Raw genomic sequence first — 25,232 nt, 5'->3', positions numbered from 1 at the left:
GAGAATTAATTATGGCAAGATATAGAGGACCAGTAGAAAAATTAGAAAGACGCTTTGGTGTTAGCTTAGCATTAAAAGGAGAAAGAAGACTAGCCGGAAAAAGCGCATTAGATAAACGCCCTTATGCACCAGGACAACACGGAGCAAGAAAAGGTAAAATCAGCGAATACGGACTCCAATTAAGAGAAAAACAAAAAGCTAAATTTATGTATGGAGTAAGTGAAAAACAATTCAGAAGACTTTTTGCAGAAGCTGCTAGAAGAGATGGCAATACAGGGGTTTTACTTATCCAACTTTTAGAGCAAAGACTTGACAATGTAGTTTATAGAATGGGCTTTGCTACAACTCGTCGTTTTGCAAGACAACTTGTAACTCATGGACACATTTTAGTAAATGGAAAAAGAGTAGATATCCCTAGCTTTAGAGTAGAAGCAGGAGCAAAAATCGAAGTAATAGAAAAAAGCAAAAATAATCCTCAAATCACAAGGGCGATCGAGCTTACTGCTCAAACAGGTATCGTTGCTTGGGTAGATGTGGAAAAAGATAAAAGATTTGGAATTTTCACTAGAAAACCTGAAAGAGAAGAAGTTATCATTCCAGTAGAGGAAAGATTCATCGTTGAGCTTTACTCTAAGTAATAGGGGCTAAATCATGAGAAACATTACAACATCTGCTTATACGCCGACAGAATTCACTATAGAAAATATTAGTGATACTGTGGCTAAAATCAGTGCTTGGCCTTTTGAGATCGGCTATGGTATTACCCTAGCCCATCCTTTACGCCGTTTACTTTATACTAGCACTATAGGTTATGCTCCAACCGCTATCCATATCGATGGTGTAGCGCATGAATTTGATAGTATGCGTGGTATGCTTGAAGATGTAGCACTTTTTATCATCAATCTTAAAAAATTACAATTCAAACTTAAAAGCGATTCCAACAAAGAAATCGTTGAGTTTAGTTTCAAAGGCCCTAAAGAAATTTATGGTAAAGATCTAAACAACGATCAAGTTGAAGTCGTAAATACAGATGCATATTTAGCAACGATCAATGAAGATGCTGAACTTAAATTTACTCTTATCATAGAAAAAGGCATTGGTTATGTACCAAGCGAAGAGATTAAAGAGCTTTTAAATGATCCAAAATTCATAGCTCTTGATGCTTTTTTCACTCCTGTAAGAGAGGCGACTTATGATATTGAGAAAGTTTTATTTGAAGACAATCCTGACTATGAAAAAGTAGTTTTAACAGTAACTACTGATGGACAAATCACTCCAAACGAAGCTTTTCAAAATGCTTTAGAAGCTATGTATAAGCAATTATCAGTATTTGATAAGATTACAAATGTTAGAAGCATCATAAAAAGTCAAGCTACAAGCAATGAATTAGAAAATACTAAATTATTGCAAAATATTACTGATCTAAATTTAAGTGCAAGAAGTTACAATTGCCTTGAAAAAGCAGGAATTGTTTATATCGGAGAGCTTGCTTTAATGAGCGTTAATGAACTTGCTGGACTTAAAAATTTAGGCAAAAAATCTTTAGATGAAATTAAAAGCATTATGGAAAGCATAGGCTTCCCTGTGGGTACTTCTAAGCTTAGTGATAATAAAGATTTGCTTAAGAAAAAAATCGATGAATTAAAAGCACAAAACGAAGGATAAAGAATGAGACATAAACACGGATATAGAAAACTTGGCAGAACTTCATCTCATCGTGCTGCCTTGTTAAAAAATTTAACTATAGCTTTAGTTAATAGCGGTAAAATCGAAACAACTCTACCAAAAGCTAAAGAATTAAGAGGCTATGTAGAAAGATTGATTACTAGAGCAAGACTTGGAGATTTTAACGCTCACAGAGCAGTTTTTGCTGCTTTACAAGATAAAAATGCTACAAATAAACTTGTTACAGAAATAGCTCCAAATTTCAAAGAAAGAAATGGTGGCTATACAAGAATTATCAAAACAAGAATTCGCCGTGGTGACGCAGCTGAAATGGCTTTTATTGAATTTGTAGCCTAAAAATTCCAGCTTAAGCTGGAATTTTAAAATTCATTTTTCTTATATTTTTCTAATTTACTCCAACTTTTTATAAATCTAAAAATTCAAAATCATCTTTTAAATCCAATTCTAAAAATAAAAATTCTTAAATGATTATTTAAAAAATAATTTTTAGCCAAATTTTTAACTACTTATGCTAATATAATTTTTTATTTTTATAAATGCAAGGATATAAAATATGCAAGAAAATTCTCGTTTGCGTATAGCTATACAAAAATCAGGCAGACTCTCTAAAGAATCCGTAGAACTTTTAAACAAATGCGGAATTAAAATGCATATACATGAGCAAAGTCTCATAGCTTTTTCAACCAACCTACCTATAGATATTTTAAGAGTTAGAGATGATGACATACCTGGTCTTATCTTTGATGGAGTCGTAGATCTTGGCATTATAGGCGAAAATGTTTTGGAAGAAAATGAACTCGAAAGAAAAAGCTTAGGCGAGGAAGCAAATTACAAGCTTTTAACAAAGCTTGATTTTGGTTATTGTAGACTTTCACTTGCCTTGCCTCAAGAGAAAAAATTTGATAATTTGAAAGATTTTGAAAATTTAAGAATCGCCACTTCTTATCCACAGCTTTTAAAACGCTTTATGAAAGAAAACAACATTCATTATAAAAATTGTATGCTTACAGGTTCAGTTGAAGTAGCTCCAAGAGCAAATTTAGCCGATGCGATTTGTGATCTTGTTTCAAGCGGTGCAACACTACAAGCAAACAATCTTAAAGAAGTTAAAGTTATTTACCAATCTCGTGCTTGTTTGATACAAAAGCAAAATACTCTAAGCGATGAAAAACAAGCTTTGGTTGATAAAATCATGCTTCGCGTTGCAGGAGTAATGCAAGCAAGGGAAAGCAAATACATCATGCTTCATGCTCCAAAAGAAAAACTTGATAAAATCCAATCCCTACTTCCAGGCGTAGAAAAGCCTACTATCTTGCCTTTAGCACACGATGAAAAAAATGTAGCCTTGCATATGGTAAGTAAAGAAAATCTTTTTTGGGAAACTATGGAGGCCTTAAAAGAAGAAGGTGCGAGTTCGATTTTGGTTTTACCTATTGAAAAAATGTTAAAGTGAGTAAAAAATGCAAATAATAAATTTTAACGAATTAGACGAAAAACAAAAACAAGAAGTATTAAAACGCCCTGCAATAGCAGCAAAAGATGAAATTTCACAGATAGTGAGCTCTATCATCAAAGAAGTTAGAGAAAAAGGCGATGAAGCTTTGATAGAACAAGCTTTAAAATTTGACAAAGCCCAAATTTCAAGCATTAAAGTAAGTGAAGAAGAGCTTGAAAACGCAAGCTTACGCTTGGATAAAGACTTAAAAGAAGCGATTTTAATCGCTTATGAAAATATCAAAAAATTCCACGAAGCACAAATTCCAAAAGAAATAGCCATTGAAACCACCAAGGGTGTAAAATGCGAAGTTTTAACACGCCCTATTGAAAAAGTAGGACTTTATATACCAGGGGGTTTGGCGCCTTTATTTTCAACGGTTTTAATGCTAGCAATTCCTGCAAAAATAGCTCAATGTGAAAAAATCGTTTTGGCAAGCCCTGCTAAAATAAACGATGCCACACTTTTTTGCGCCAAGCTTTGCGGAGTAGATGAAATTTATCAAATGGGTGGTGCAGGAGCCATAGCAGCACTAGCTTATGGAACCAAAAGCGTTTTAAAAGTAGATAAAATCTTTGGGCCAGGCAATGCCTTTGTTACCGAAGCTAAACGCCAAGTAAGTAGTGATATAAACGGAGCTGCTATAGATATGCAAGCTGGACCTAGTGAAGTTTTAGTCATAGCAGATGAGAAAGCAAATGTTAAATTTGTAGCAAGCGACTTGCTTTCACAAGCTGAACACGGCGCAGATTCTCAAGTGATTTTAGTATGCTTAAGCAAAGAATTTGCACAAGGTGCGAGTGATGAAGTAAGCCGCCAACTTGAAAATTTACCAAGAAAAGAATTAGCGTCTAAAAGCATTGCAAATTCTAAAATCATCATTGCAAAAAACTTAGATGAAGCTCTTTTAATCTCAAATCTTTACGCACCTGAGCACTTAATCATACAAACACAAAATCCTCGCGAACTTTTAGATAAAGTCAAACACGCTGGATCTGTATTTTTAGGTGAGTTAAGTCCAGAATCCATGGGTGATTACGCAAGCGGAACAAATCATGTCTTGCCAACTTATGGACTTACTAAAACGCATTCTAGCTTGGGTTTAGCTGATTTTAGTAAAAGAATGAGCGTACAAGAACTTAGCAAAGAAGGCTTTTTAAATTTAGGAAAAAGTGTTGAAATTTTAGCTGCAAATGAACATTTAGACGCACATAAAAATGCAGTAACTTTTCGCTTAGAAAGTCTAAAATGAGTGAAAAAATCCTTTTTATCGATAGAGATGGCACCATCATAGAAGAACCAAAGAGCGATTTTCAAATCGATAGCCTTGAAAAACTTCGTTTTGAAAAAGGTGCTATCCCTACTCTTTTAAAACTTAAAAATTTTGGCTTTAAATTTGTGCTTGTTTCTAATCAAGATGGCCTTGGAACTCAAAGCTTTCCTAAAGAAGATTTTGAAATAGCACATCAAAAAATGTTGGATATTTTACAAAGCTGTGGTATAGAATTTAAAGACATTTTCATTTGTCCACATTTTGAAAATGAAAATTGCGAGTGTAGAAAGCCAAAAACCGCCCTTTTAGATGAGTATATCAAGCACAATCTTTACAATAAAGAACAAAGCTTTGTGATCGGTGATCGAGATACTGATATGATCCTAGCTTCAAATTTGGGTGTTCGTGGGTTAAAATACAGCGAGAATTTGACTTGGAAAGAGATAGAAGAAGAGATCTTAAATTCCTTTCGCACCGCAAGCATTTCGCGTATCACTAAAGAAACCAATATCCATGTAAAAGTATGTTTAAATGGCGGAAAGATTGCTATTAATACAGGAGTTCCTTTTTTCGATCATATGCTTGAGCAAATCGCAGTACATGGGGGCATAGGACTTGAAATTTCTTGCAAGGGCGATTTAGAAATTGATGAGCATCATAGCGTTGAAGATGTTGCTTTAGCTTTAGGAAGTGCCATAAAACAAGCTTTAGGAGATAAGATAGGCATCACAAGATATGGCTTTGTCTTGCCTATGGATGAGTGTTTGGCAAGTTGTGCGATCGATTTTTGCAACCGTCCGCATTTGGTTTATAAAGCCAAATTTAAAAAGGAAAAATTAGGCGAATTAAGTACTGAAATGATAGAACACTTTTTTTACTCGCTAAGCTACTCAATGGGAGTGAGTTTACACTTAAAGGTTAAAGGTAAAAACGATCATCACAAAGCCGAAGGGCTTTTTAAAGCTTTTGCAAAAGCCTTAAAAATGGCTGTAAAAATTGAAAGTGAAAATTTAGCCAGCTCTAAAGGGGTAATATGAAACTGATCATCATCGATACAGCATGTGCAAATTTGGCATCTTTGAAATTTTGTCTTGATAGACTAGGCTTTAATGCTAAAATCAGTAGAGATTTAAAAGATTTAGAAAATGCGGATAAGCTTTTTTTACCAGGAGTTGGAACAGCAGCAAAAGCAATGAGCAATTTAGAAAGCTTTAATCTAACAAATTTTATCAAAAATACCAAAAAACCCTTACTTGGAATTTGCCTAGGAATGCAAATTTTAGGGGATTTTTCAGAAGAACTAGATCAAGAAACTCTAGGCATTATACCTTTTAAAACTCAAAAATTTGAACTTCCAAAAGAGTATTCTTTACCGCACATGGGGTGGAATGAAGTTGCAAGCTCACACCCACTTTTTAAGGGTTTAAATGGGGCTTATTTTTATTTTGTACACAGTTATCATGTAGCATTAAATGACTATACCATAGCTACAAGTGATTATGGGGTAAAATTTAGCGCAAGTTTAGCAAAAGATAATTTTTATGGCGTACAATTTCACCCTGAAAGAAGCGGAGAAGCGGGGGAAATTTTAATATCAAATTTCATTAAGGATATAGCATGATAATCCCTGCACTTGATTTGATCGATGGACAAGTAGTGCGCCTTGTTAAAGGTGATTATGAACAAAAAAAAGTATACAAATACGATCCTTTAGAAAAATTTAGAGAATATGAAAACGCGGGAGCAACTTGGCTTCATTTAGTGGATTTAAGCGGAGCTAAAGATCCAAATAAAAGACAACTTGCTTTAATAGAAAAATTAACAAATGAAGTCAGTGTTAATTTGCAAGTAGGCGGTGGAATTCGCACCAAAGAAGAGATACAAGCTTTGCTTGATTGTGGAGTAAAGCGTGTAGTGATCGGCTCTTTGGCAATTACAAATCCTACGCTTTGTGTTGAAATTTTGCAACATTTTGGAAGCGAAGCTATCGTTTTAGCGCTTGATACGATTTTAAAAGAAGATTATATGATAGCTATTAACGCTTGGCAAGATACGAGCGATAAAAGACTTTTAGAGGTTTTGGAATTTTATAATATCAAAGGCCTAAAACACATACTTTGCACCGATATTTCAAGAGATGGCACCATGCAAGGAAGCAATGCTGAACTTTACGCACTCATCCATAAAAACTTTCCTAAAATTCACACTCAAGCAAGTGGAGGTGTAGCGAGTTTAAAAGATCTTAAAAAACTAAAGGGTATTTGTAGTGGGGTTATCGTAGGAAAAGCTTTATTAGATGGAGTTTTTAGCGTAGAAGAAGGGATAAAATGCTTACAAAACGCATAATTGCATGTTTAGATGTAAAAGATGGTAGAGTAGTAAAAGGAACACAGTTTAAAAATCATAAAGATATGGGAGATATCGTAGAGCTTGCAAAGCGTTATTCTCAAAGTGGGATCGATGAGCTTGTGTTTTATGATATTGCTGCAAGTGCTAGAAAAGAACGCATTTCAAGAGAATGGGTAAGCGAAGTGGCTAAAAATATCAATATCCCTTTTTGTGTAGCAGGCGGCATTAAAAGTGAAGAAGATGCAGCCGAACTCTTAGCTAATGGAGCGGATAAAATTTCTATCAACTCCCCTGCTTTAAACGATCCAAATCTTATCACTCGTTTGGCCAAAAGTTTTGGGGTACAATGTGTTGTAGTGGGCATTGATAGCTTTAAAGATGAAAATGGAAATTTAAAGGTTTTCAAATACACAGGTGATGAAAACACGAGTAAACATAGCGGGAAAAATACGATCGAGTGGATTAAGGAAGTACAGGATTTGGGCGCTGGAGAGATAGTGCTAAATATGATGAATCAAGATGGTGTTAAAAATGGATATGATTTAGAACAATTAAGCCTTGTAAAAAAAGAATGCAAAGTACCTTTGATCGCAAGCGGTGGAGCTGGTAAGATGGAACACTTTTTAGAAGCCTTTGAAATAGGAGTGGATGGGGCTTTAGCAGCTTCTGTTTTTCATCAACAAATCATTGATATTAAAGAATTAAAAAACTACTTAAAAACCCGAGGTGTAAGTATAAGGATATAAAAATGCAAAATTTCCAAAATTTAAATGAAAAAATCAATTGGCAAAAAGTAAATGGGCTTATCCCTGTCATAATACAAGATGCAAAAAGCTGTGAAGTTTTAATGCTAGGTTTTATGGATGAAAAAGCTTTAGAAAAAAGCTTAGAAAGTAAAAAAGTCGTATTTTTTTCGCGTACTAAAAATCGCCTTTGGATGAAGGGTGAAGAAAGTGGAAATTTTTTAAATATCGTTGATTTAAGCCTTGATTGTGATAATGATACACTTTTGATTTTGGTTGATCCTATAGGAGCTACTTGCCATATAGGTAATATCTCTTGCTTTGAAAATGTATCAAAAAATGCAGATTTTGTCTTTTTAGCAAGATTAGAAAAACTTATAAATTCACGTAAAAATGCGGATGAAAACACTTCCTATACTGCAAAGCTTTTTAAAAAAGGAACAAAACGCATCGCACAAAAAGTCGGCGAAGAAGGTGTGGAAACTGCCTTAGCAGCGACTGTTAAAGATAAAGATGAGCTTATTTGCGAGGCGGCTGATTTGATGTATCATTTAAGTGTTTTACTCGCAGATGCAAATTTAAGTTTTTCAGATGTCATCGCTAAGCTTAAAGAAAGACATAAAGAATAAATTGAAAAATATCATTTTAGGCTTTTTGATCTTTTTTATCTACCCTGCATTAATGATGTTTTTCATCTTAATGCATAGAAAATATATATCTGAAGTGCCAATGTTAGGTTTTCATACAAACATGGAAATTTTTAAACGAGCAGGTATTTATTATTTTTATCTTTTAGTAATTCATATCCCTTTATTTTTAGTGTGGAAAAAAGTTATTTCAAGGATAGAAAGTTTAGATTTTATAAATACTTTTTATTTTGGGATTGCTTTTAGCCTTTGTGTGTTTTTCTTGCTTACCTTGCCTTTAGATGGGCATTTAGCTTTAGTGCCTTTGCTATGCGTGTTGTTTAGTTTTGTCTTTGTTTTTAAATTTATTTATTTTTGTTTTAAGAAAATTTCTTATTTTACTTGGAAAAAACTTATTTTTATAATAACTACATTACTAGGTATTTGTGCAGGTTTAGCTTATATCTTTTTTTGCCTTTATTATCAACTTTGTATTTTTGACAATTACGATTTTTTAGGTAAATTTTATAATATCCCTTCTTATAAAAGGCCTTTGAATTTTATATTTTAATGAAAAATATGGACAAAAAAGCCTAAAATTAGGCTTTTGTCGATAATCTAGGGTAAATTAATGCAAAGCTTCGTTAAGCTTGATCGCTTTTTTATTTAAACTTACTATCATCGCTCCGCTGATAGAATCTTGACGGAAATGAAGCCCATTTAAGCCTTTAAGCTCGATGCCCTTATAAATCTCTTTGCTAAAATCAAAATAAGGATTAAGTTTAGCAAGCTCCTCACGATCTTTAAGTAAAAATTTCGTTCCTTCAAGCACTGCAATTCCCGCATCTACGATACAATTATCACCCAAAGGAATTCCTGTTACTGAATTTGCTCCTAAAAGACAAGCTTTACCTACACTTATAGCATTTCCACTTGTTCCGCTTAAAACACCTAAAATAGAAGCACCACCGCCCACATCAGAGCCTTCACCTACGATAGCACTTGAACTTATACGCCCTTCAACCATACAAGCCCCTGTTGTTCCTGCGTTAAAATTCACATAGCTTGCACCTGGCATGATTGTAGTACCTGCAGCCAAAGATGCACCCATTCTTACTTTAGAGCTTTCTAGAATTCTTGTATTATCTTCAGGAATGATATGTGCTAAAAATCTTGGGAATTTATCTACAAAATCAATTTTTGGATATTGATTGCTCATTTTTAAACGCATTTCATTTTCTCTTAAATACTCAAGCTCGATAGGCTTATCATCACTCCAAGCTACATTGCTTAAAAGTCCAAAAGCTCCATTTAAATTTAAACTTCTTAAAGGAACTTTTTTAGTAGAAAGCAAATAAAGTTTCAAATAAACACTTTCCACACTCAAAGGCTCTTTATCTTCAAAAAGACATACAAAAGCAAATTCGTCATCTTTAAATTTATCTTTGATAATCTTTAAAATATCGATATTTTTATGTCCCTCTTCTTCTAAAAAAGGTTTAAAGCAAGCAAGCGCATAATCGATATCCTCAAGCTTAAGAATTTGTACAAATTCGCTTGCTTCAAAATCAATCTCAACACCCCTTTGCATAAAAGCTTCAAGCATAATCGCCGCAGAACCAAAATTTTGCTCATAATTTACCAAAGCAAAACTGGCTTGTAAAATTTTATTTTTATTAAGCTGACCACGATCAAGTCTTGCTATACCAAAAGCTTTAGGTTTTCTATATCCATTTTTTTGTTCAATTTGCTTGATTAAAAGTAAAAAATCTTCTTTAGTATTAATAATCATTTTTTCTCCTTCAAAATTTTAATGCGAACAAGCACTTTTTCCATTCATCACAGGTTGGATTGCAGAATTATCCGCACCGCCTTCATTATTGATTTTTTCTATAAATTGCCAAATTTTTTCAGCTGCCATTAAATAACGCTTTGCACTTACACTTTCAGGATGATAAAAACTCACAGGTTTTCCTTCATCTCCACCCTCTCTTACTATCATCTCTATAGGAATTTGTGCTAAAACTTCACTCTTATAAGCTTTTGCCATATCTTCAGCTGTTCCTTTACCAAAAATATCATACTCTTTGCCATTATCAGGACATAAAAAGCCACTCATATTTTCTATCACGCCAGCGATTGGAATGTGAAGTTTGTTAAACATATCTAAAGCTCTTTTGCTATCATCTAAAGAAACGGTTTGTGGGGTACTTACACAAACACCCGCAGTAATTGGAATGCTTTGTGCTGAAGTAATTTGCGCATCTCCTGTTCCTGGAGGCATATCTAAAAACAATACATCAAGTTCAGGCCAAATCACATCTGCAAGTAATTGCTCGATAGCTTTCATGATCATAGCTCCACGCCACATAAGCCCTTGACCCTCTTCGATTAAAACCCCCATACTCATCATATAAACACCATGACTTAAAATCGGCTTTAATCTTTGTCCTACTACTTCAGGTTGAGTTTTAGTTTCACCTAACATCCTTGGGATATTTGGCCCATAAATATCTGCATCTAAAATCCCTACTCTTTTTCCCATTTTAGCCATAGAAATAGCTAAATTTACAGTGGTTGTAGACTTACCTACTCCGCCCTTTCCGCTTGAAACCATGATGAAATTTTTTACTTGAGGTGCGATATTTTTACCACTTCTTGAATTGCTTTTTTCTTCAGGAATTTTTGGAGTAATGATATGAATTTGTAAATTCTTTAAATTTAAAGAAGCTAAAGCCTCATCAATATTTTTGCGTAATTCTTCGCTTACTTGCGGATTTGATGAAACAATTTCAAGCTCAACGATAACATTCTCATTTTCGGTTTTTATATCTTTTACAAAATTAAAACTCACTATATCCTTATCAAAACCTGGATATTTTACACTTTTTAATTTCTCTAAAATTTGCTCTTTCATCTCTTTTCCTTAATTTTTAAAAAATCAATTTTACTAATAAAATGATAAAATTTAGCTTTTTATAAGTGTATAATATGGTAACATTATATATAAAATTAATATTATAGCAAAGGGAAAAAATGGCTAATCTTAGCTTGATTATGCTAGCAGCTGGAAATTCTACTCGCTTTGATATGGGGGTAAAAAAACAATTTCTACGCCTTGGCGACGATCCTTTATGGCTTTATGCTACGCGAAATTTAAGCACTTTTTATCCTTTTAAAAAAATAGTTGTTACTTCTAGTAATACTTCTTATATGAAAAAATTTGCTAGAAATTATGAATTTGTTGAAGGTGGTGCCACTAGGGCAGAATCCTTAAAAAAAGCCCTAGAAATCATAGACAGTGAATTTGTAATGGTAAGTGATGTAGCAAGAGTTTTAGTAAGTAAAAGCTTGTTTGATCGTTTGATTGAAAATTTAGATAAAGCTGATTGTATCACTCCGGCTTTAAAAGTCGCAGATACCACGCTTTTTGAAAATGAAGCCTTGCAAAGAGAAAAAATCAAACTCATTCAAACTCCTCAAATTTCACGCACTCGCTTACTCAAACAAGCCTTAAATCAAAATTTAGATTTCACAGATGATAGCACAGCTATATCTGCAGTGGGTGGAAAAATTTGGTTTGTTGAGGGTGAGGAAAATACTAGAAAAATAACCTTTAAAGAAGATCTTAAAAAGCTTGATTTACCTCGACCAAGTAATGAAATCTTTTGCGGAAATGGTTTTGATGTTCATGAATTTGGAGAAGAACGCCCCTTGCTTTTAGGTGGAGTTGAAATTCATCCTACTATGGGCTTAAAAGCACACAGTGATGGAGATGTTTTAGCTCACTCTTTAACCGATGCGATTTTGGGTGCTGCCTGTCTAGGAGATATAGGCGAACTTTTTCCTGATACGGATGAAAAATTTAAAAATGCAAATTCTATGAATCTTTTAAAAGAAGCATATAAAAGAGTTAAGGAGTTTGGCTTTGAACTTGTCAATATAGATATTTGCGTGATGGCACAAACTCCAAAACTTAAAGATTTTAAAGAAGCCATAGCTCAAAATATAGCAAATACTCTTAATGTCGATGAATTTAGAGTAAATATCAAAGCTACCACTACTGAAAAGCTAGGTTTTATAGGGCGTAAAGAAGGTATGGCTGTTTTAGCAAGCGCAAATTTAAAATATTTTGATTGGACGAAAATATGAAAGTTTTAATTATAGAAAATGAAATTTATCTAGCTCAAAGCATAAGTATTAAGCTTAGTGATGTGGGTTATAGTTGCGAAATTATCAATTCTTTTGATGAGCGTAACCCTGAAAAATATTATGATATTGTTTTACTTTCTACTAATACTAGTAATTTTTTAAAAGCGGTTACAGAATTTAAACATAGCATTATTATTTTACTTATTTCTTATATCAGCACAGACACAGTTTCAAATCCTTTAAAACTTGGTGCGTGCGATTATATACAAAAACCTTTTATGATAGAAGAATTGATACGAAAAATCAAACATTATCAAGATTTTAAAAAGCTCTCCATTCTTAATAAAGCTTATAAAAGCTATATTAAATCAAGACTTCAAACAGTTAAAATTCCAGAATACAACTATAAAAAACTAAAACTTCCTGTTGTTTTAAAATCCAACAAACAAAGCTCAGCTGATGCCTTTGTATTTAATTATATCAACGAATACGATATCACCCTTTCTTATGTTGATCTATCTGTGAGTAATTCAGTAGAAAAAGCGATGAAACTTCCAACGGAAAACAATCTTTTATTCTTGAGTAATTTTCAAGTTTTAAAACCACTAGAGCGTGAAAAATTGCTTGAATTTATCAAAAACAAATCAGTTATTTTACATACTAATTCAAATATAGAAGATTTAGAGCTTCCGTGCATCAATCTTAGTGATAATGAAAAAAATATCGATAGTAATCAAATTTTAACCATAGATGAATATGTTAAATATATTATTTTAAATTATCAAAATGTCTTTCCTGATACAGATCTTTCAAAGAAATTAGGAATTTCTCGTAAGTCTTTATGGGAGAAAAGGAAAAAATATGAAATCAGCAAAAAAAAATAAAAGCATTATCATAGACAAAAACGAACTAGGCATTCTTTCTCTTATCAAAGAGGGTTTGCTTGGCAGTTGTACTCATTTAATGGATGAACATGAGACAAAACAAATTTTTAAAACGGGCAAATCCAACAACGAAAGCTTTCCTTATCCTCTATCCTTTGCTCCAAAAGTTTCAGAAGAATTTATTAAAGATATTCGCATAGGAAGTAAAATCGACCTCATTCTTGATGATGAAATAGTAGGAAATATCACGCTTAAAAGTAAATTTAAAAATGATAAAAATTTTTCCAATATCTTTAGCCCACACACCTGCTCTTTAGATGATATGGGTGAAATTTGTATCGGTGGAGAGATAGAAATTTATAATTCCACAATCCAAAAAATCAAAGAAGAATTTCATAAAACCAAAGAAAATCTTAATGCTCATAAAATTACCGCTATAGTTTCAAGCTTTGATCCTTTGCATAGAGCGCATGAAAGAATGTTTCGCTGGACTATAGATAAGGCGGATTTGGTTGTTGTTTTTCTTGTAGAATCTTTTGATGCCAATGGCTTTGATTTTGATTTGAAGCAAAATTATTTGAAAAAATTTATTCAAAATTATTTGCCACCGGATAGAATTTTTATCTTCCCACTTAAAGATATCAATCTTTTCCATGCTCATTTAAATCCTAGCTTAGAAAGCATTTTGGCTAAGAGTCTTGGATGTACCAAACTTGTCGTAGGGCAAAATCACACAGGACTTGGAATGTTTTATGATGATAATCAGCCTAAAACCATACTGGATGATTTTTCTAAAGATTATGATATAGAAGTGATTGTTTTGCCTGAATTTGTATTTTGCGATGCATGTCGTATGATAGTAAGTACTCGATCTTGCCCTCATGGATGCCATCATCATTTACATTATAATTCTCAATCCTTAAAAGAATTGTTAAGAGCAGGTATTGTGCCTCCTGCTGTTTTTATGCGAAAAGAAGTTTCAAGTATTATCTTATCTTCTATTTTTCCTAATCGATTTAAGAATTTGCAAAAAATCTATAATGATCTTTTTGCAACAGATGGAATTTTAGAATACAAAAGCGATGAAGAATTTTATCAAAAGCTTTTAGAAACTCATCAAATGTCTTATATGGTTTGAAAGGAAACAATGCAAAAACTTTTTTTAACTTTTTTTTATTCAGGGTGTGCAAAAAAAGCACCGGGGACTTTTGGAACTTTAGCAGCTTTAATTCCTGCTTTTTTTATATTAAAATATCTAGGAATCACTACCTTATTTTTACTCAGCATTTTAATTTTTATTGCTAGTATAAGAGTGATTGATGATTATGAAAGAAAAACAGGGATTCACGATGATAAACATATAGTAATTGATGAAGTTGCAGGAGTTTTTCTAGCGTGTGCCATCGCTGCAAGCGGCGCTAATTCTTTACTGAATTTTTTTATGGCCTTCGTGTTTTTTCGCATCTTTGATATCACAAAGCCTTCTATCATAGGAAAAATCGATAAAAAAACCAAAGGTGGATTGGGTGTTATGCTAGATGATATGCTAGCAGGATTGTTTGCAGGGCTTTTAAGTGCAGTGATTTATGGTTTTTTGCTTAAATTTGATTTAGTCTTTTGGGATAAAGACTTGATAAATTTATTTTGAAATTTTGCTTAAATTAATATATTTTTAAATTTTATTCTTATATAATTTAGTCTTTAATTTCAAAAAAGGAAAATAAATGGCAAACCACAAATCTGCTGAAAAAAGAGCAAGACAAACTATCAAAAAAACAGAAAGAAATAGATTTTATAGAACAAGACTTAAAAACATCACTAAAGCCGTAAGAGAAGCTGCTGCTAAAAACGATAAAAACGCTGCTAATGAAGCTTTAAAAATTGCAAACAAAAGCATTCACGCTATGGTAAGTCGTGGCTTTCTTAAAAAACAAACAGCGTCTCGTCGTGTAAGTCGCCTAGCTCTTCTAGTAAATAAAATTGCATAATCTTTCATAATTTTTAATGTTAGCTAGTAAACTAGATCCTTTTTTAAAACGCTTTGAAGAGTTAAATTCTCTTCTTAGTAGTTCTGATATCATCAGTGATATCAGTAAAATGACTGCGCTTTCTAAAGAGCAAAAGAATTTAGAACCCATCGTCTTAAAAGCTAAAGAATACCTAAAAACTCTAGATAGCATAGAAGAAAACAAAACTTTGCTTAATGATGCTGAGCTTGGAGAACTTGCAAAAGAAGAGTTAAAAAATTTAGAAGAATTAAAACCCAAACTCGAAGAAGAGCTTAAAATTTTGCTATTACCCAAAGATCCGAATGATGAAAGAAATATTTTTCTTGAAATTCGTGCAGGAACAGGCGGAGATGAAGCTTCTTTATTTGTAGGCGATCTTGTTAAAGCCTATGCAAGATATGCTGAAAATCGTGGCTATAAACTTGAAATCGTTAGTTCTAGCGAAGGAAGTGTGGGCGGTTTTAAAGAAATTATCATGCTAGTTAAAGGTGCAGGAGCTTTCTCAAGACTTAAATATGAGGGTGGAACACATCGCGTTCAACGCGTTCCACAAACCGAATCTCAAGGACGCATACACACTTCTGCTATAACTATAGCGGTTATGCCTGAAGTAGACGATATAGAGATAGAAATCAATCCCAATGATCTTAAAATAGATGTTATGCGCTCTTCAGGACACGGGGGGCAAAGTGTAAATACTACAGATTCTGCTGTGAGGATCACTCACCTTCCTACAGGTATAGTTGTAGTCAATCAAGATGGAAAAAGCCAGCATAAAAATAAAGAAAGTGCTATGAAAGTCTTAAAAGCAAGACTTTACGAAATGCAAGAAAGCGAGCGTTTGGCTCAAGAAAGCGAAGCAAGAAAATCCCAAGTAGGAAGCGGCGATAGAAGTGAGCGCATACGCACTTATAATTTTCCACAAAATCGTATCAGCGACCATCGCATCAATCTTACCCTATATCGTTTAGATGCTATTTTACAAGATGGGCTTTTTGATGAAGTTATCGAACCTTTGATAGCACATTATCAAGCAGAATCATTACAAGAGCAAAATTTATAGTTTCATTAGTCTTGAAAACAAGACTAATGATTAGTGTTTATGCGGGAATTTGTGCGGGCTGCTATTTGCACCAACATGGGTTACATTTTCATTTTCTATATCATAAGCTTGTCCAAAACCTTTTACAAAACGGCCCTTTTGAAATTCAAGTTTTACAAGATGGAAATCAAGCATATTGCGTATGGTTTTTATTCCGCCTTCGCCGCCTGTTTGTTTTTCAAATTCATCATAAATTTTATCAAACACTTCCCCACGCTCGATAAAACTAGCCTTAACCTTATAACGCAATCTTTTACGAAGTATAACAGAAGCTGCCTTGCTTTCATCCTCTAAAAACATTATTTCTATATTGTTTGGATTTTCTTTGATATTATTAAAATGCTCGCTTACTTCACTGATATAAATATAATTTCCCCATGGAGTATTTACAAACGGTGCATAAGAACAAACCACCTCTTTATCTGCACTTAAAGTCGCTAAAGAAACCGAATTAAAACTCAACATAAACTCTTTTGCTTCTCTTGCCACTCCGCTAAGATCTTTTTTAGTCTTTGCACTCATACAAAGTTCGATAATAGCATCTTTAAGGGTTTCTTCGTTTGCTTTTTTAGGAAATTCTATGCGTAAATTTTCTTTATCATTATAAGCTATATCCAAGCCCTCAAAATCAACTCCGACCAATCTTACTCCCTTAGGATCCTTCACTGCCCCAAATTTTTTACAAAGATCGATCAAATTGGATTGATGATGATCGTTCATATGAGAAATAATACTTTCAAAACTCATTATCTTTATCCTTTCTTTAAATTTATAGAACAAAATATAAGTTAAAAATGGTATCAATTATCAAATTAAAAATTACTTAAAAAGATTAAAATCGTTTAATTTTCAAAAATTTATTCTAATTTAAGCTTATAAAAGATAAATTTTCTCTTCAAATATTATGATATATATTATCATTATTTATTTTATTTAAAAGGAGTAAAAATTTGAATCCAAGCAAAAGAGTTTTAAAGCTATCTTTACTAGTATTTTTACTAAGCACTGGTATCAATGCACAAGAATTGAATGATAAAGCCATTCAAATGCAAAAAGTTGTTGTAAGTGCAACAGGATTTGAACAAGATGCAGACAATAACTTGCGTAATGTAATTGTTATCGATGGTAAAGACTTAGAAAAAAGAGGATTTAATACCTTAGAACAAGCCTTAGAAAGAATTTCAGGCATTAGTTTTGTAAATTTTGGACTAGGACGCAATATCGATATGCGTGGACAAGGAAGCAAGTCCAATATAGCTGTGAAAGTTATGGTAAATGGAAATGCTATTAATGTGCTTGATAATTCTCATGGCGTAACTCCTTTAGAAAGTGTCAATTTAAACAATATAGAACGCATAGAAATCATACCAGGGGGAGGCTCTGTGCTTTATGGAAGTGGCACTAGAGGGGGTGTGATTAATATCATTACAAAAAAAGAAAAATCCGATGCTTTTGCTCTAAGTCTTAAAGGCAGTAGTTACGATCATGGAAATTTAGGTGGAAATTTAGGCGTTTATGGGGCTAAAAAAATCAATGATTATCTAACATTTGGTTTTGATATACAAGGCTTTAACCGCGATGGCTATCAAGAGGGTTATAATGAAAAAGGCTATTTTGTCAATACAAAAGCCTATCTAAATACTAGCGATAATAGTGATTTATCCCTAAATTATAATTATTTTGAAAGCAAAAATACAAGCAGTGGCTATCTTACAAAAGCACAAATTCAAAGTGATCCGACCCAAAAAGGAAGTGGTGATAATATCACTCAAATCAATAGACCTGAAATTGCTTTAGATTATCATCATTATTTTAGTGATTTATACGAAATTCAACTCGGAGCATTTTGGCAAAATCAAAAAATAAGATATCTAAAAGATGAAATTCCAATGATGGGCACCATAGCTTATCAAACCGGTAGCGGTTTTGAAGATACGCTTACGGGTATAAATTTAAAAAATAAAATCAATTACAAAGATGATTCTTATTTTATCTTTGGCTATGAGTTTGCAAATCATGATGCCAAAAGAACAAGCATAGTTCATTATAATGTAAACACTCCAGCATTTCAAATGAGTCATACCATGACAACTCTAATGGATATGAATAAACAAAGCCATTCTGTTTTTGCTCTAGACTCTCATCAATTTAATGATATTTTTAGTATTTCAGGTGGTGCAAGATACGAATACAGTCTTTATGATACCCACAGAAGTTACACAAGTAAAATGATAATGGGCGGTACACAACGACCAAGTAATCCAGAGCTTTTTGACGCTGATGATACAAGCAATAACTTTGCCTTTGAAATCACTCCAAATTTCAAATATTCTGATACTGGAAATATATATGCTAAATACGAAAGAGGTTTCATCTCTCCAACTCCTGCACAACTTGTTAACAAAGATCAAGCAACTCAAAAATATTACACTGCCAATTTAGATCCTGAAATTTTTGATACTTTCGAACTTGGGATTAATGATTTTTGGTGGGATTTTTATGGCTTTAATTTGACTTTATTTTACACTCTAAGCAAGGATGAAATTTCTTATCTTGGAAATCCACACTCCACAGGAGGAGCATTTTGGAAATATTATAATATCGACCAAACGCGTCGTTTAGGAGCGGAATTAAACCTTCATCAATTTTTATTCAATGATAGCTTAATCCTCAAAGAAAGCCTAAGCTATCTTGATGCTCAAATTTCTAAAGGTGTTAATGACGGACTTAGAATTCCTTATGTTTCAAAAATCAAAGCCACAGCCGGAGTAGAATACGCTTGGAATAAAAATTTATCAAGCTATATAGATCTAAGCTATTTTTCAAGAGCAAAAGATGGCGGGGTTGTTGACGAAAATACAGGAAAGATGTCTAGAAATTCTTGGATTAAGGATTATTTTTTAACTGATATTGGTGTAAATTATAATTATAGAAATTTACAAATTCTAGCAGGCATTCGCAATCTTTTTGATAAGCAATATTACACTTATCAAGACAGCACAAATGATCAATATCTAGCCGGAAATGGTAGAAATTACTATGTTGAATTTAAATATGCGTTCTAAAAATCTAGTGATTATAGGGCTTTTTTTAGCCTATATAATCACCTGTATCATCGCACTTTGCTTAGGAGATGAAAATTTAAGCCCTAAAGAACTTCTCTCCTATGCTTTTGGTGAAAATGAAATTTTGCGTCAAATCATCATCGATGGGCGTTTGCCTCGTATTATAATGGCTATTTTAATCGGTATGCTTTTAGCTAGCAGTGGAGCAGTAACGCAAAATGTATTTTCAAACCCCATAGCAGATCCTTATATCATAGGTATAGCTTCAGCAGCAACCTTTGGATCTGTTTTAGCGTATTTGTTAAAACTGCCTGATTATTATTATGGAATTTTAGGCTTTATTTGTTCTGCTATTTTTTCATTAGCGATCTTTAAAGTATCTTCAAAAGCTTCCATAGCTACTTTACTCATCATAGGCATTGCTGCCTCATCTTTTCTAGGAGCTTTTACCTCGTTTTTTACCTATCTTATAGGGGAAGATTCTTTTAAAATAGTTGCTTGGCTTATGGGAAATATAGGTTCAGCTTCTTGGTTTCGTATAGGAATTTTGATTTTGCCTTTGATTTTTTGTCTTATGTATTTTTACGCGCATAAAAATGAATTAAATATCATTTTAAGCGGGGATGATGAGGCAAGAAATTTAGGAGTTGATGCCCAAAAATTAAAAATCAATCTTTTGATAGTTTCTTCTTTGGCAGTTTCTTTTGCGGTAGCTTTTACAGGACTCATAGCCTTTGTAGGACTTATAATCCCTCATACCGTAAGACTCTTGCTTAGAAATTATGACAATGCTTTGGTTATTCCTTTTTGTACCGCTTTTGGAGGGCTTTTTTTACTCATTTGTGATACTCTAGCAAGGACTCTAATAGCCCCTGTGCAAATTCCTATAGGGGTTTTAACCGCATTCTTTGGAGCTCCTGTGTTTTTATATTTGGCTTTAAGTGCTAGGAGATTTTTATGATATTAAAGATACAAAATTTAAGTTTTAGCTATCATAAAAAAGAATTGTTAAAAAATATCAATTTAGAGCTTCAAAATAAAGCTTTTATAGGTATTTTAGGGCCTAATGGCTCGGGTAAAAGCACACTTTTAAAGCTTATACTAAAAAATTTAAATATAAGCAAGGGCGAAATATCGCTTTTTAATACCAATATAAAAAACTTTGCCCTTAAAGAATTTGCACAACTTTGCGGTTTTGTGCCTCAAAATTCGGGTTTAAACACACCCTTAAAAGTTATTGATGTGCTTTTAATGAGCAAATTTACAAATTTAAAACATGCTTTTTGTGATTATTCTAAAGAAGATATTTTAGAAGTTGAAAAATTTGCAAAAACTTTAAAATTGGAAAACTTTTTAGAAAGAAATATACTTTCTTTAAGTGGTGGAGAATTTCAAAGAGTGCTTTTAGCAAGAGCCTTGCTTAAAAAACCCAAAATTCTTTTTTTAGATGAACCCACTTCAGCACTTGATTTAAACCATGCTATCGAGCTTTTAAGCCTTTGCGAAAGATTGATAAAGCAGAACAATATCGCAGTTGTAGCGATTTTGCATGATTTAAATTTAGCCTCTATGTTTTGTGATAAGGTATTGTTTTTAAAAGAAGGAGAAATAAAGTATTTTGGAAGTACAAAAGAGCTTTTTACCAAAGAAATTCTAAAAGAAATTTATAATTTAAATTGCGAGATTGTCTATAAAGACTTAAAACCTTATATCTTAGCCTTAAAGGAAAAAATATGAAAAAAATTTTAATCATTATGAGTTTATTTTTAACCCTACTTAATGCCAAAGAACGCATTGTAGTGCTTGATCCTGCAAGTATAGAAACACTTTTTATGCTAAATGCACAAGATCAAATCGTAGGTATTGCAAATTTGCAACACTCAAATATCTACCCTGAAGAAAAAACTTCAAAAATAACTAGCGTAGGAACTTTTTCACACCCTTCTCTTGAAAAAATAGTTGCCCTAAAGCCAAGCTTAGTGATATTAAGCTCGTATTCTTTAAATTTAGAAGAAGGGCTTAAAAACTTTGGAATCAAAAGTATCAATTTAAAAGCCCAACGCCTTGATGAAATCAAAAGCAATATCCAAATTCTTGCAAAACTCACAGACAAAGAAGAGCAAGGCAAAAAACTTTTAGAAGAATTTGAACAAGGATTACAAGAATTGCAAAAAAATCCCTTAAATAAAAGCGGAATTTACCTTTATTCTAGTAATCCACTCATGGCCTTTAATGATAATTCTTTAATAGCGGATATATTAAGACTCATAGGCATTAAAAACCTAAGTCCTCAAAGTGAAATAGCACGCCCTATAATCTCAGCAGAATACATCCTAAAACAAAATCCTGATTTGTTGATCTTAGGCATTAATGCAGATGGCAACATTTTAAATGCTAATGCTTTGTTAAAAAATACAAAGGCAGCTCAAATGGGACAAATTTATCACAATGAAAACACTCATATATTGTTACGCTTAAGCCCAAAAATCATAGATAGAATTAAAGAATTTAAAACAAGATTAGAAAATCAAAATTTTTAATCGCTCAATCTTGTTTTAAAAAATTCACAGCTTTGACAAAGCTTTTCTATACGCTTATTTTCTTCAAAGGCCTTTTTGATTTCTTGAATGCGTTTGGACTCAAGAAGGCTCTTAAATTCAGCATTAAAAACATTACCCAAAGATATATCGCCTTTAGTATCCAAACAACAAGGCACGAGCGTGCCATCACTTAAAATGCCTATTTGCTCTTTTAAAGCATGGCATTTTCCTTGAGTATAAAGGGGCTTATCTTTTAAACTTGGCCATTTAAAAAGCTTGTTTTGATGAAGCAAAATATGCCTTTGAAGACGATTTTTAGCCAAGTGTGTAAGAATTCGAACCCCAAATTCTTTACTTAAAAATTCATAAATGGGCAAATTTTCGCTAGGGGCTTTAAAGTTAGTATCTAAATTCCAAAGTCTAAGATTGATAAAGCTTGATTTTTTATACTCTAAATGCTCTTTGCAAAACTCTAAAATAGGCTTAAAATATTGCTCTAAAGAAAGTTTGCTTTGACTTAAAAAGGCCATTAAAGAGATATTGATTTGATGGATATTGTCGTATTTTAATAACAATTTAGAATTTTTAGGACTAAAATAAAAACCACTTGTGGTAATTTCTAATTTCATTTGATGATTTTTAGCAATTTGTAGATATTCTTCTAAATTATTTAAAAGCAAAGGATCTCCCAAAAGATGAAAGGTAAAAATTTCGCTTTTATCCCAAATTTGCCTTGCAAGTTTGGAAAAATTTTCTACACTCATCACTCCACGCAAGGCTTTTTTTGAGGGGCAAAAATCACATTTTAAACCGCAAATATCGCTTAATTCTATGTATAATTTTTTAAATTTCATTATGTATCCAAGAGTATTTTTTAGCAATATTTTAAAAAATAGATTAAAATAAGTAACATTTTATACATATTTTTATATATTTTTTAATTATTTTATATATTTTCAAAACTTTTAAATAAAATCCACATTATACTTGAAAAAATTAAAACTTTAAAATGAAGGAAATTTTATGCAAGAACTTACTCGAGCGAAAAAAATCCGTTCTATTGTAGCTGCAAGTAGCGGAAATTTGGTAGAATGGTTTGATTTTTATATTTATGCTTTTACAGCAACTTATTTTGCTCATACTTTTTCAACCTCTGATAATCCTATCGTGCAGCAAATCAATGCTTTTGGAGTCTTTGCTGCGGGCTTTTTTATGCGTCCTATAGGCTCTTGGCTTTTTGGTTCTTTAGCTGATAAAGTGGGTCGTAAAAAATCCATGGTTGTATCTGTGGTTTTAATGGCTTTAGGCTCTTTTATGATAGCAGCTTTACCTAGTAAAGATGTGGTGGGGGATTTTGCTATTATCTTGCTTTTACTTGCAAGACTCATACAGGGACTAAGTGTAGGTGGGGAATACGGCATAGCAGCGACCTATCTTTCCGAACTTGCCACAGAAGGCAAGCGGGGTTTTTACTCTTCTTTCCAATACGTAACCCTCATAGGCGGACAGCTTTTAGCAGTAGCTAGTATTAGTATAATGCTTTTCTTTTTTAGCATTGATGAAATGAAAGATTATGCTTGGAGAATACTTTTTGTTGTGGGTGGAATTTTAGCCCTTGGCTCTCTTCTTGTGCGCAAAGTGATGAATGAAAGCGCGACACAAATTCACAAACATGAGGATAGAGGGACACTCAAAGCTTTATTTACAAGCTCTTGGAAACAATTTTTAATGGTACTTGGTATCACTGCAGGTGGATCTTTGGCATTTTATACTATCACTACCTATACCAAAACTTTTATGGAAAATTCAGGTATGGATAAAACACTGGTTAATAATCTCTTTTTAGGTGCTTTATTTATACTTATGATTATACAACCGCTTTTTGGATATATCGGCGATAAGATAGGACATAAGCGATCCTTAATCATCTTTTGTATCTTAGCTTTTGTAGGAATTTATCCTATTTTCAATCTTATATCAAGCAATGCTCAAAGCAATACTTCTTTAGTGTTTATCTTAGTGGTGCTTTTATTTATTATTCTAAGTTTTTATACTTCAGTGGCTGGAATTTTTAAAGCCAAACTTTTCCCTGAACATGTAAGAGCCTTAGGCACAGGCTTGGGTTATGCGATATCTAATGCCATCTTTGGAGGATCTGCACCTTGGGTGGCTTTACAATTTAAAAATGCAGGAATGGAAAATGGCTTTTTTGTTTATATCGCCGTGCTTACTCTGCTTATGTTTATAGCAACTTTGTGCCTGCCTAAAAAATCAGAGCTTAATTAATCTTAAAGCCTTTAAAGAAAGTATCGAAAGTGCGGTACTTTCTAATTCTTTTAAGCTTTTAAATTGATAATTTTTATTTTCCTCTTTTAAAATTTGATGATAAACTTTAATATTTAATTTATACTTTGTATAATGATGTTTAAACTCTCCTAACAATTTCATATTTTTAAAAATTTCGCCTTCCTCTTTCTTAAAAAAAGGAAAATTATACATACCCTTATAAAGCTTATCTTGACTTTTTTGTATAGCAAATTTTTTATCCCATTCAAATACAAAAAGACTTAAGTTTGCATTCTCATAAGATGTTTTTTTAATTCCAGGATAAAGCTCTGTATTGAATTTTCCTTGGCAAAAATCATACAAGGGGCAAATTCCACATTTTGCATTTTTACTCACACATATTAAAGCACCTATATCAAGTAAGGCTTGGTTGTGATTAAAAGCATCTGCTAAATTTAAAAGCTCCTTAGCCTTTCTTTCAAGCTCACTCATTTTCGGATTTTCCAAGGCAAAAAGGCGTGAAAGCACACGGCGTATATTGCCATCTACAAAAGAAACTTTTTGATCATAAGCAAAACAAGCAATGGCTCCTGCGGTATAAGTTCCTATACCACTTAAATTTTTTAATTCATCAAGTTTTTTGGGTAATTTGCCTTCAAATTTATCCACACACTCTAAAGCTGCTTTTTTTAAATTTCTAGCACGAGTGTAATACCCAAGCCCCTGCCAAGCCTTTAAAAGCTCATCTTCGTTTGCCTTAGCTAAACTTTGTAAGGTAGGAAATTTTTGCAAAAAAGGAAAATAAAACTTCTCTAAAACTGATTTTACCTGAGTTTGCTGGAGCATAATTTCACTGATATAAACTCCATAAGCTCTATCAATATCTTTTAATCTTTCATCACAATCTTTACTTTCTAAATTGCGCCACGGCAAATTTTTGCGTCCATTTTTATCATACCAAAGAAGTAATTTATCTTGTAAATTTTGAATCATTTGTTTTTGCATGGGTTAGAGTATAACAA

The 25,232-nt window shown here is 32.7% G+C and carries 27 protein-coding genes; 22 read left to right on the top strand and 5 right to left on the bottom strand.

Annotation, left to right across the window (positions count from 1 at the left end; all coding sequences use genetic code 11):
- The first annotated feature begins 11 nt into the window (after positions 1–11).
- The 11 genes from rpsD to FOC43_RS08150 all read left to right on the top strand — a co-directional run bounded on the left by rpsD (position 12) and on the right by FOC43_RS08150 (position 8,743).
- A complete protein-coding gene (gene rpsD, locus FOC43_RS08200) occupies positions 12–638 on the top strand; it encodes a 30S ribosomal protein S4 (protein ID WP_002779543.1) in 627 nt (208 codons plus the stop codon).
- Between the two features lie 13 nt (positions 639–651).
- Positions 652–1,665, top strand: coding sequence for a DNA-directed RNA polymerase subunit alpha (locus FOC43_RS08195; protein ID WP_004284463.1), 1,014 nt, complete (start codon positions 652–654; stop codon positions 1,663–1,665).
- Between the two features lie 3 nt (positions 1,666–1,668).
- Positions 1,669–2,022 (top strand): 50S ribosomal protein L17, encoded by a 354-nt coding sequence (gene rplQ, locus FOC43_RS08190; protein ID WP_002779541.1) that lies wholly within the window; start codon positions 1,669–1,671, stop codon positions 2,020–2,022.
- Positions 2,023–2,239: 217 nt separating this feature from the next.
- Positions 2,240–3,139 carry an ATP phosphoribosyltransferase gene (gene hisG / locus FOC43_RS08185; RefSeq protein ID WP_002779540.1) on the top strand — a complete coding sequence of 300 codons (900 nt, stop codon included), beginning with the start codon at positions 2,240–2,242 and terminating at the stop codon, positions 3,137–3,139.
- 7 nt (positions 3,140–3,146) lie between these two features.
- Positions 3,147–4,433 (top strand): histidinol dehydrogenase, encoded by a 1,287-nt coding sequence (gene hisD / locus FOC43_RS08180; RefSeq protein ID WP_002779539.1) that lies wholly within the window; start codon positions 3,147–3,149, stop codon positions 4,431–4,433.
- Positions 4,430–5,491, top strand: coding sequence for a bifunctional histidinol-phosphatase/imidazoleglycerol-phosphate dehydratase HisB (gene hisB, locus FOC43_RS08175; RefSeq protein WP_002781423.1), 1,062 nt, complete (start codon positions 4,430–4,432; stop codon positions 5,489–5,491). Before hisD ends, hisB begins: the two co-directional genes overlap by 4 nt.
- On the top strand, positions 5,488–6,075 hold the full coding sequence (gene hisH / locus FOC43_RS08170) for an imidazole glycerol phosphate synthase subunit HisH (RefSeq protein ID WP_002779537.1): 588 nt from the start codon (positions 5,488–5,490) through the stop codon (positions 6,073–6,075). The genes hisB and hisH overlap by 4 nt, the downstream gene beginning before the upstream one ends.
- Entirely contained in the window at positions 6,072–6,800 is a 729-nt protein-coding gene (hisA, locus tag FOC43_RS08165) for a 1-(5-phosphoribosyl)-5-[(5-phosphoribosylamino)methylideneamino]imidazole-4-carboxamide isomerase (protein ID WP_002783459.1), read from the top strand. Before hisH ends, hisA begins: the two co-directional genes overlap by 4 nt.
- A complete protein-coding gene (gene hisF, locus FOC43_RS08160) occupies positions 6,782–7,549 on the top strand; it encodes an imidazole glycerol phosphate synthase subunit HisF (protein ID WP_002779535.1) in 768 nt (255 codons plus the stop codon). The genes hisA and hisF overlap by 19 nt, the downstream gene beginning before the upstream one ends.
- Before the next feature lie 2 nt (positions 7,550–7,551).
- A complete protein-coding gene (gene hisIE / locus FOC43_RS08155; protein WP_002779534.1) occupies positions 7,552–8,175 on the top strand; it encodes a bifunctional phosphoribosyl-AMP cyclohydrolase/phosphoribosyl-ATP diphosphatase HisIE in 624 nt (207 codons plus the stop codon).
- A gap of 1 nt (position 8,176) precedes the next feature.
- On the top strand, positions 8,177–8,743 hold the full coding sequence (locus FOC43_RS08150) for a hypothetical protein (RefSeq protein ID WP_002788585.1): 567 nt from the start codon (positions 8,177–8,179) through the stop codon (positions 8,741–8,743).
- 57 nt (positions 8,744–8,800) lie between these two features.
- On the opposite strand, the gene FOC43_RS08145 is transcribed toward FOC43_RS08150, so the two are convergent.
- Together FOC43_RS08145 and FOC43_RS08140 are read right to left on the bottom strand one after the other, a co-directional pair.
- Complete coding sequence (locus FOC43_RS08145) at positions 8,801–9,961, bottom strand: tetrahydrodipicolinate N-succinyltransferase N-terminal domain-containing protein (RefSeq protein ID WP_025443272.1); 1,161 nt, start codon at positions 9,959–9,961, stop codon at positions 8,801–8,803.
- Positions 9,962–9,982: 21 nt separating this feature from the next.
- Complete coding sequence (locus FOC43_RS08140) at positions 9,983–11,089, bottom strand: Mrp/NBP35 family ATP-binding protein (protein WP_002779531.1); 1,107 nt, start codon at positions 11,087–11,089, stop codon at positions 9,983–9,985.
- Positions 11,090–11,208: 119 nt separating this feature from the next.
- Here FOC43_RS08140 and FOC43_RS08135 point away from each other — a divergent pair, with 119 nt between their 5' ends.
- The 6 genes from FOC43_RS08135 (at position 11,209) to prfA (ending at position 16,280) form a co-directional block, all read left to right on the top strand.
- Positions 11,209–12,324 carry a bifunctional 2-C-methyl-D-erythritol 4-phosphate cytidylyltransferase/2-C-methyl-D-erythritol 2,4-cyclodiphosphate synthase gene (locus FOC43_RS08135; RefSeq protein ID WP_002779530.1) on the top strand — a complete coding sequence of 372 codons (1,116 nt, stop codon included), beginning with the start codon at positions 11,209–11,211 and terminating at the stop codon, positions 12,322–12,324.
- Positions 12,321–13,208, top strand: a complete 888-nt coding sequence (locus FOC43_RS08130) for a DNA-binding transcriptional response regulator (protein ID WP_002779529.1) — start codon at positions 12,321–12,323, stop codon at positions 13,206–13,208. The genes FOC43_RS08135 and FOC43_RS08130 overlap by 4 nt, the downstream gene beginning before the upstream one ends.
- Positions 13,186–14,346 (top strand): sulfate adenylyltransferase, encoded by a 1,161-nt coding sequence (locus tag FOC43_RS08125; RefSeq protein WP_002781410.1) that lies wholly within the window; start codon positions 13,186–13,188, stop codon positions 14,344–14,346. Before FOC43_RS08130 ends, FOC43_RS08125 begins: the two co-directional genes overlap by 23 nt.
- Before the next feature lie 9 nt (positions 14,347–14,355).
- Positions 14,356–14,856 carry a phosphatidylglycerophosphatase A family protein gene (locus tag FOC43_RS08120; RefSeq protein ID WP_002779527.1) on the top strand — a complete coding sequence of 167 codons (501 nt, stop codon included), beginning with the start codon at positions 14,356–14,358 and terminating at the stop codon, positions 14,854–14,856.
- Positions 14,857–14,932: 76 nt separating this feature from the next.
- Positions 14,933–15,196, top strand: a complete 264-nt coding sequence (rpsT, locus tag FOC43_RS08115; protein WP_002779526.1) for a 30S ribosomal protein S20 — start codon at positions 14,933–14,935, stop codon at positions 15,194–15,196.
- 16 nt (positions 15,197–15,212) lie between these two features.
- Positions 15,213–16,280, top strand: coding sequence for a peptide chain release factor 1 (prfA, locus tag FOC43_RS08110; RefSeq protein WP_002779525.1), 1,068 nt, complete (start codon positions 15,213–15,215; stop codon positions 16,278–16,280).
- Between the two features lie 30 nt (positions 16,281–16,310).
- Here the strand turns inward: prfA and FOC43_RS08105 are convergent, their stop codons facing one another.
- Positions 16,311–17,066, bottom strand: a complete 756-nt coding sequence (locus FOC43_RS08105; RefSeq protein ID WP_002779524.1) for a HugZ family heme oxygenase — start codon at positions 17,064–17,066, stop codon at positions 16,311–16,313.
- A 203-nt stretch (positions 17,067–17,269) separates the two neighbouring features.
- Between FOC43_RS08105 and FOC43_RS08100 the strand changes: the two genes are divergently transcribed.
- The 4 genes from FOC43_RS08100 to FOC43_RS08085 are packed head-to-tail and all read left to right on the top strand — an operon-like array spanning position 17,270 to position 21,924.
- On the top strand, positions 17,270–19,384 hold the full coding sequence (locus FOC43_RS08100; RefSeq protein ID WP_002789764.1) for a TonB-dependent receptor: 2,115 nt from the start codon (positions 17,270–17,272) through the stop codon (positions 19,382–19,384).
- Positions 19,359–20,345: a FecCD family ABC transporter permease gene (locus FOC43_RS08095; protein WP_002779522.1), complete on the top strand. Its 987-nt coding sequence runs from the start codon at positions 19,359–19,361 to the stop codon at positions 20,343–20,345. Before FOC43_RS08100 ends, FOC43_RS08095 begins: the two co-directional genes overlap by 26 nt.
- The gene (locus FOC43_RS08090) at positions 20,345–21,121 is read left to right on the top strand and encodes an ABC transporter ATP-binding protein (protein ID WP_025431480.1); all 777 of its coding nucleotides are present in this window, start codon (positions 20,345–20,347) and stop codon (positions 21,119–21,121) included. Before FOC43_RS08095 ends, FOC43_RS08090 begins: the two co-directional genes overlap by 1 nt.
- A complete protein-coding gene (locus FOC43_RS08085) occupies positions 21,118–21,924 on the top strand; it encodes an ABC transporter substrate-binding protein (RefSeq protein WP_002781400.1) in 807 nt (268 codons plus the stop codon). The genes FOC43_RS08090 and FOC43_RS08085 overlap by 4 nt, the downstream gene beginning before the upstream one ends.
- Here the strand turns inward: FOC43_RS08085 and FOC43_RS08080 are convergent.
- Complete coding sequence (locus FOC43_RS08080; RefSeq protein ID WP_002781398.1) at positions 21,921–22,778, bottom strand: SPASM domain-containing protein; 858 nt, start codon at positions 22,776–22,778, stop codon at positions 21,921–21,923. The two genes, FOC43_RS08085 and FOC43_RS08080, sit on opposite strands and share 4 nt — an antisense overlap.
- 169 nt (positions 22,779–22,947) lie before the next feature.
- On the opposite strand from FOC43_RS08080, the gene FOC43_RS08075 reads away from it, so the two are divergent.
- A complete protein-coding gene (locus tag FOC43_RS08075) occupies positions 22,948–24,210 on the top strand; it encodes an MFS transporter (protein WP_002778940.1) in 1,263 nt (420 codons plus the stop codon).
- On the opposite strand, the gene mutY is transcribed toward FOC43_RS08075, so the two are convergent.
- Positions 24,196–25,203, bottom strand: a complete 1,008-nt coding sequence (gene mutY, locus FOC43_RS08070) for an A/G-specific adenine glycosylase (protein WP_002781386.1) — start codon at positions 25,201–25,203, stop codon at positions 24,196–24,198. The genes FOC43_RS08075 and mutY overlap by 15 nt on opposite strands.
- Between the last annotated feature and the right edge of the window lie 29 nt (positions 25,204–25,232).

Origin of the sequence: Campylobacter coli (assembly GCF_009730395.1) — a bacterium.
Taxonomy (GTDB): Bacteria; Campylobacterota; Campylobacteria; order Campylobacterales; family Campylobacteraceae; genus Campylobacter_D; species Campylobacter_D coli.
Note: the sequence above shows the minus strand (reverse complement) of the source record. Positions and strands in the feature narration are given on the sequence as shown.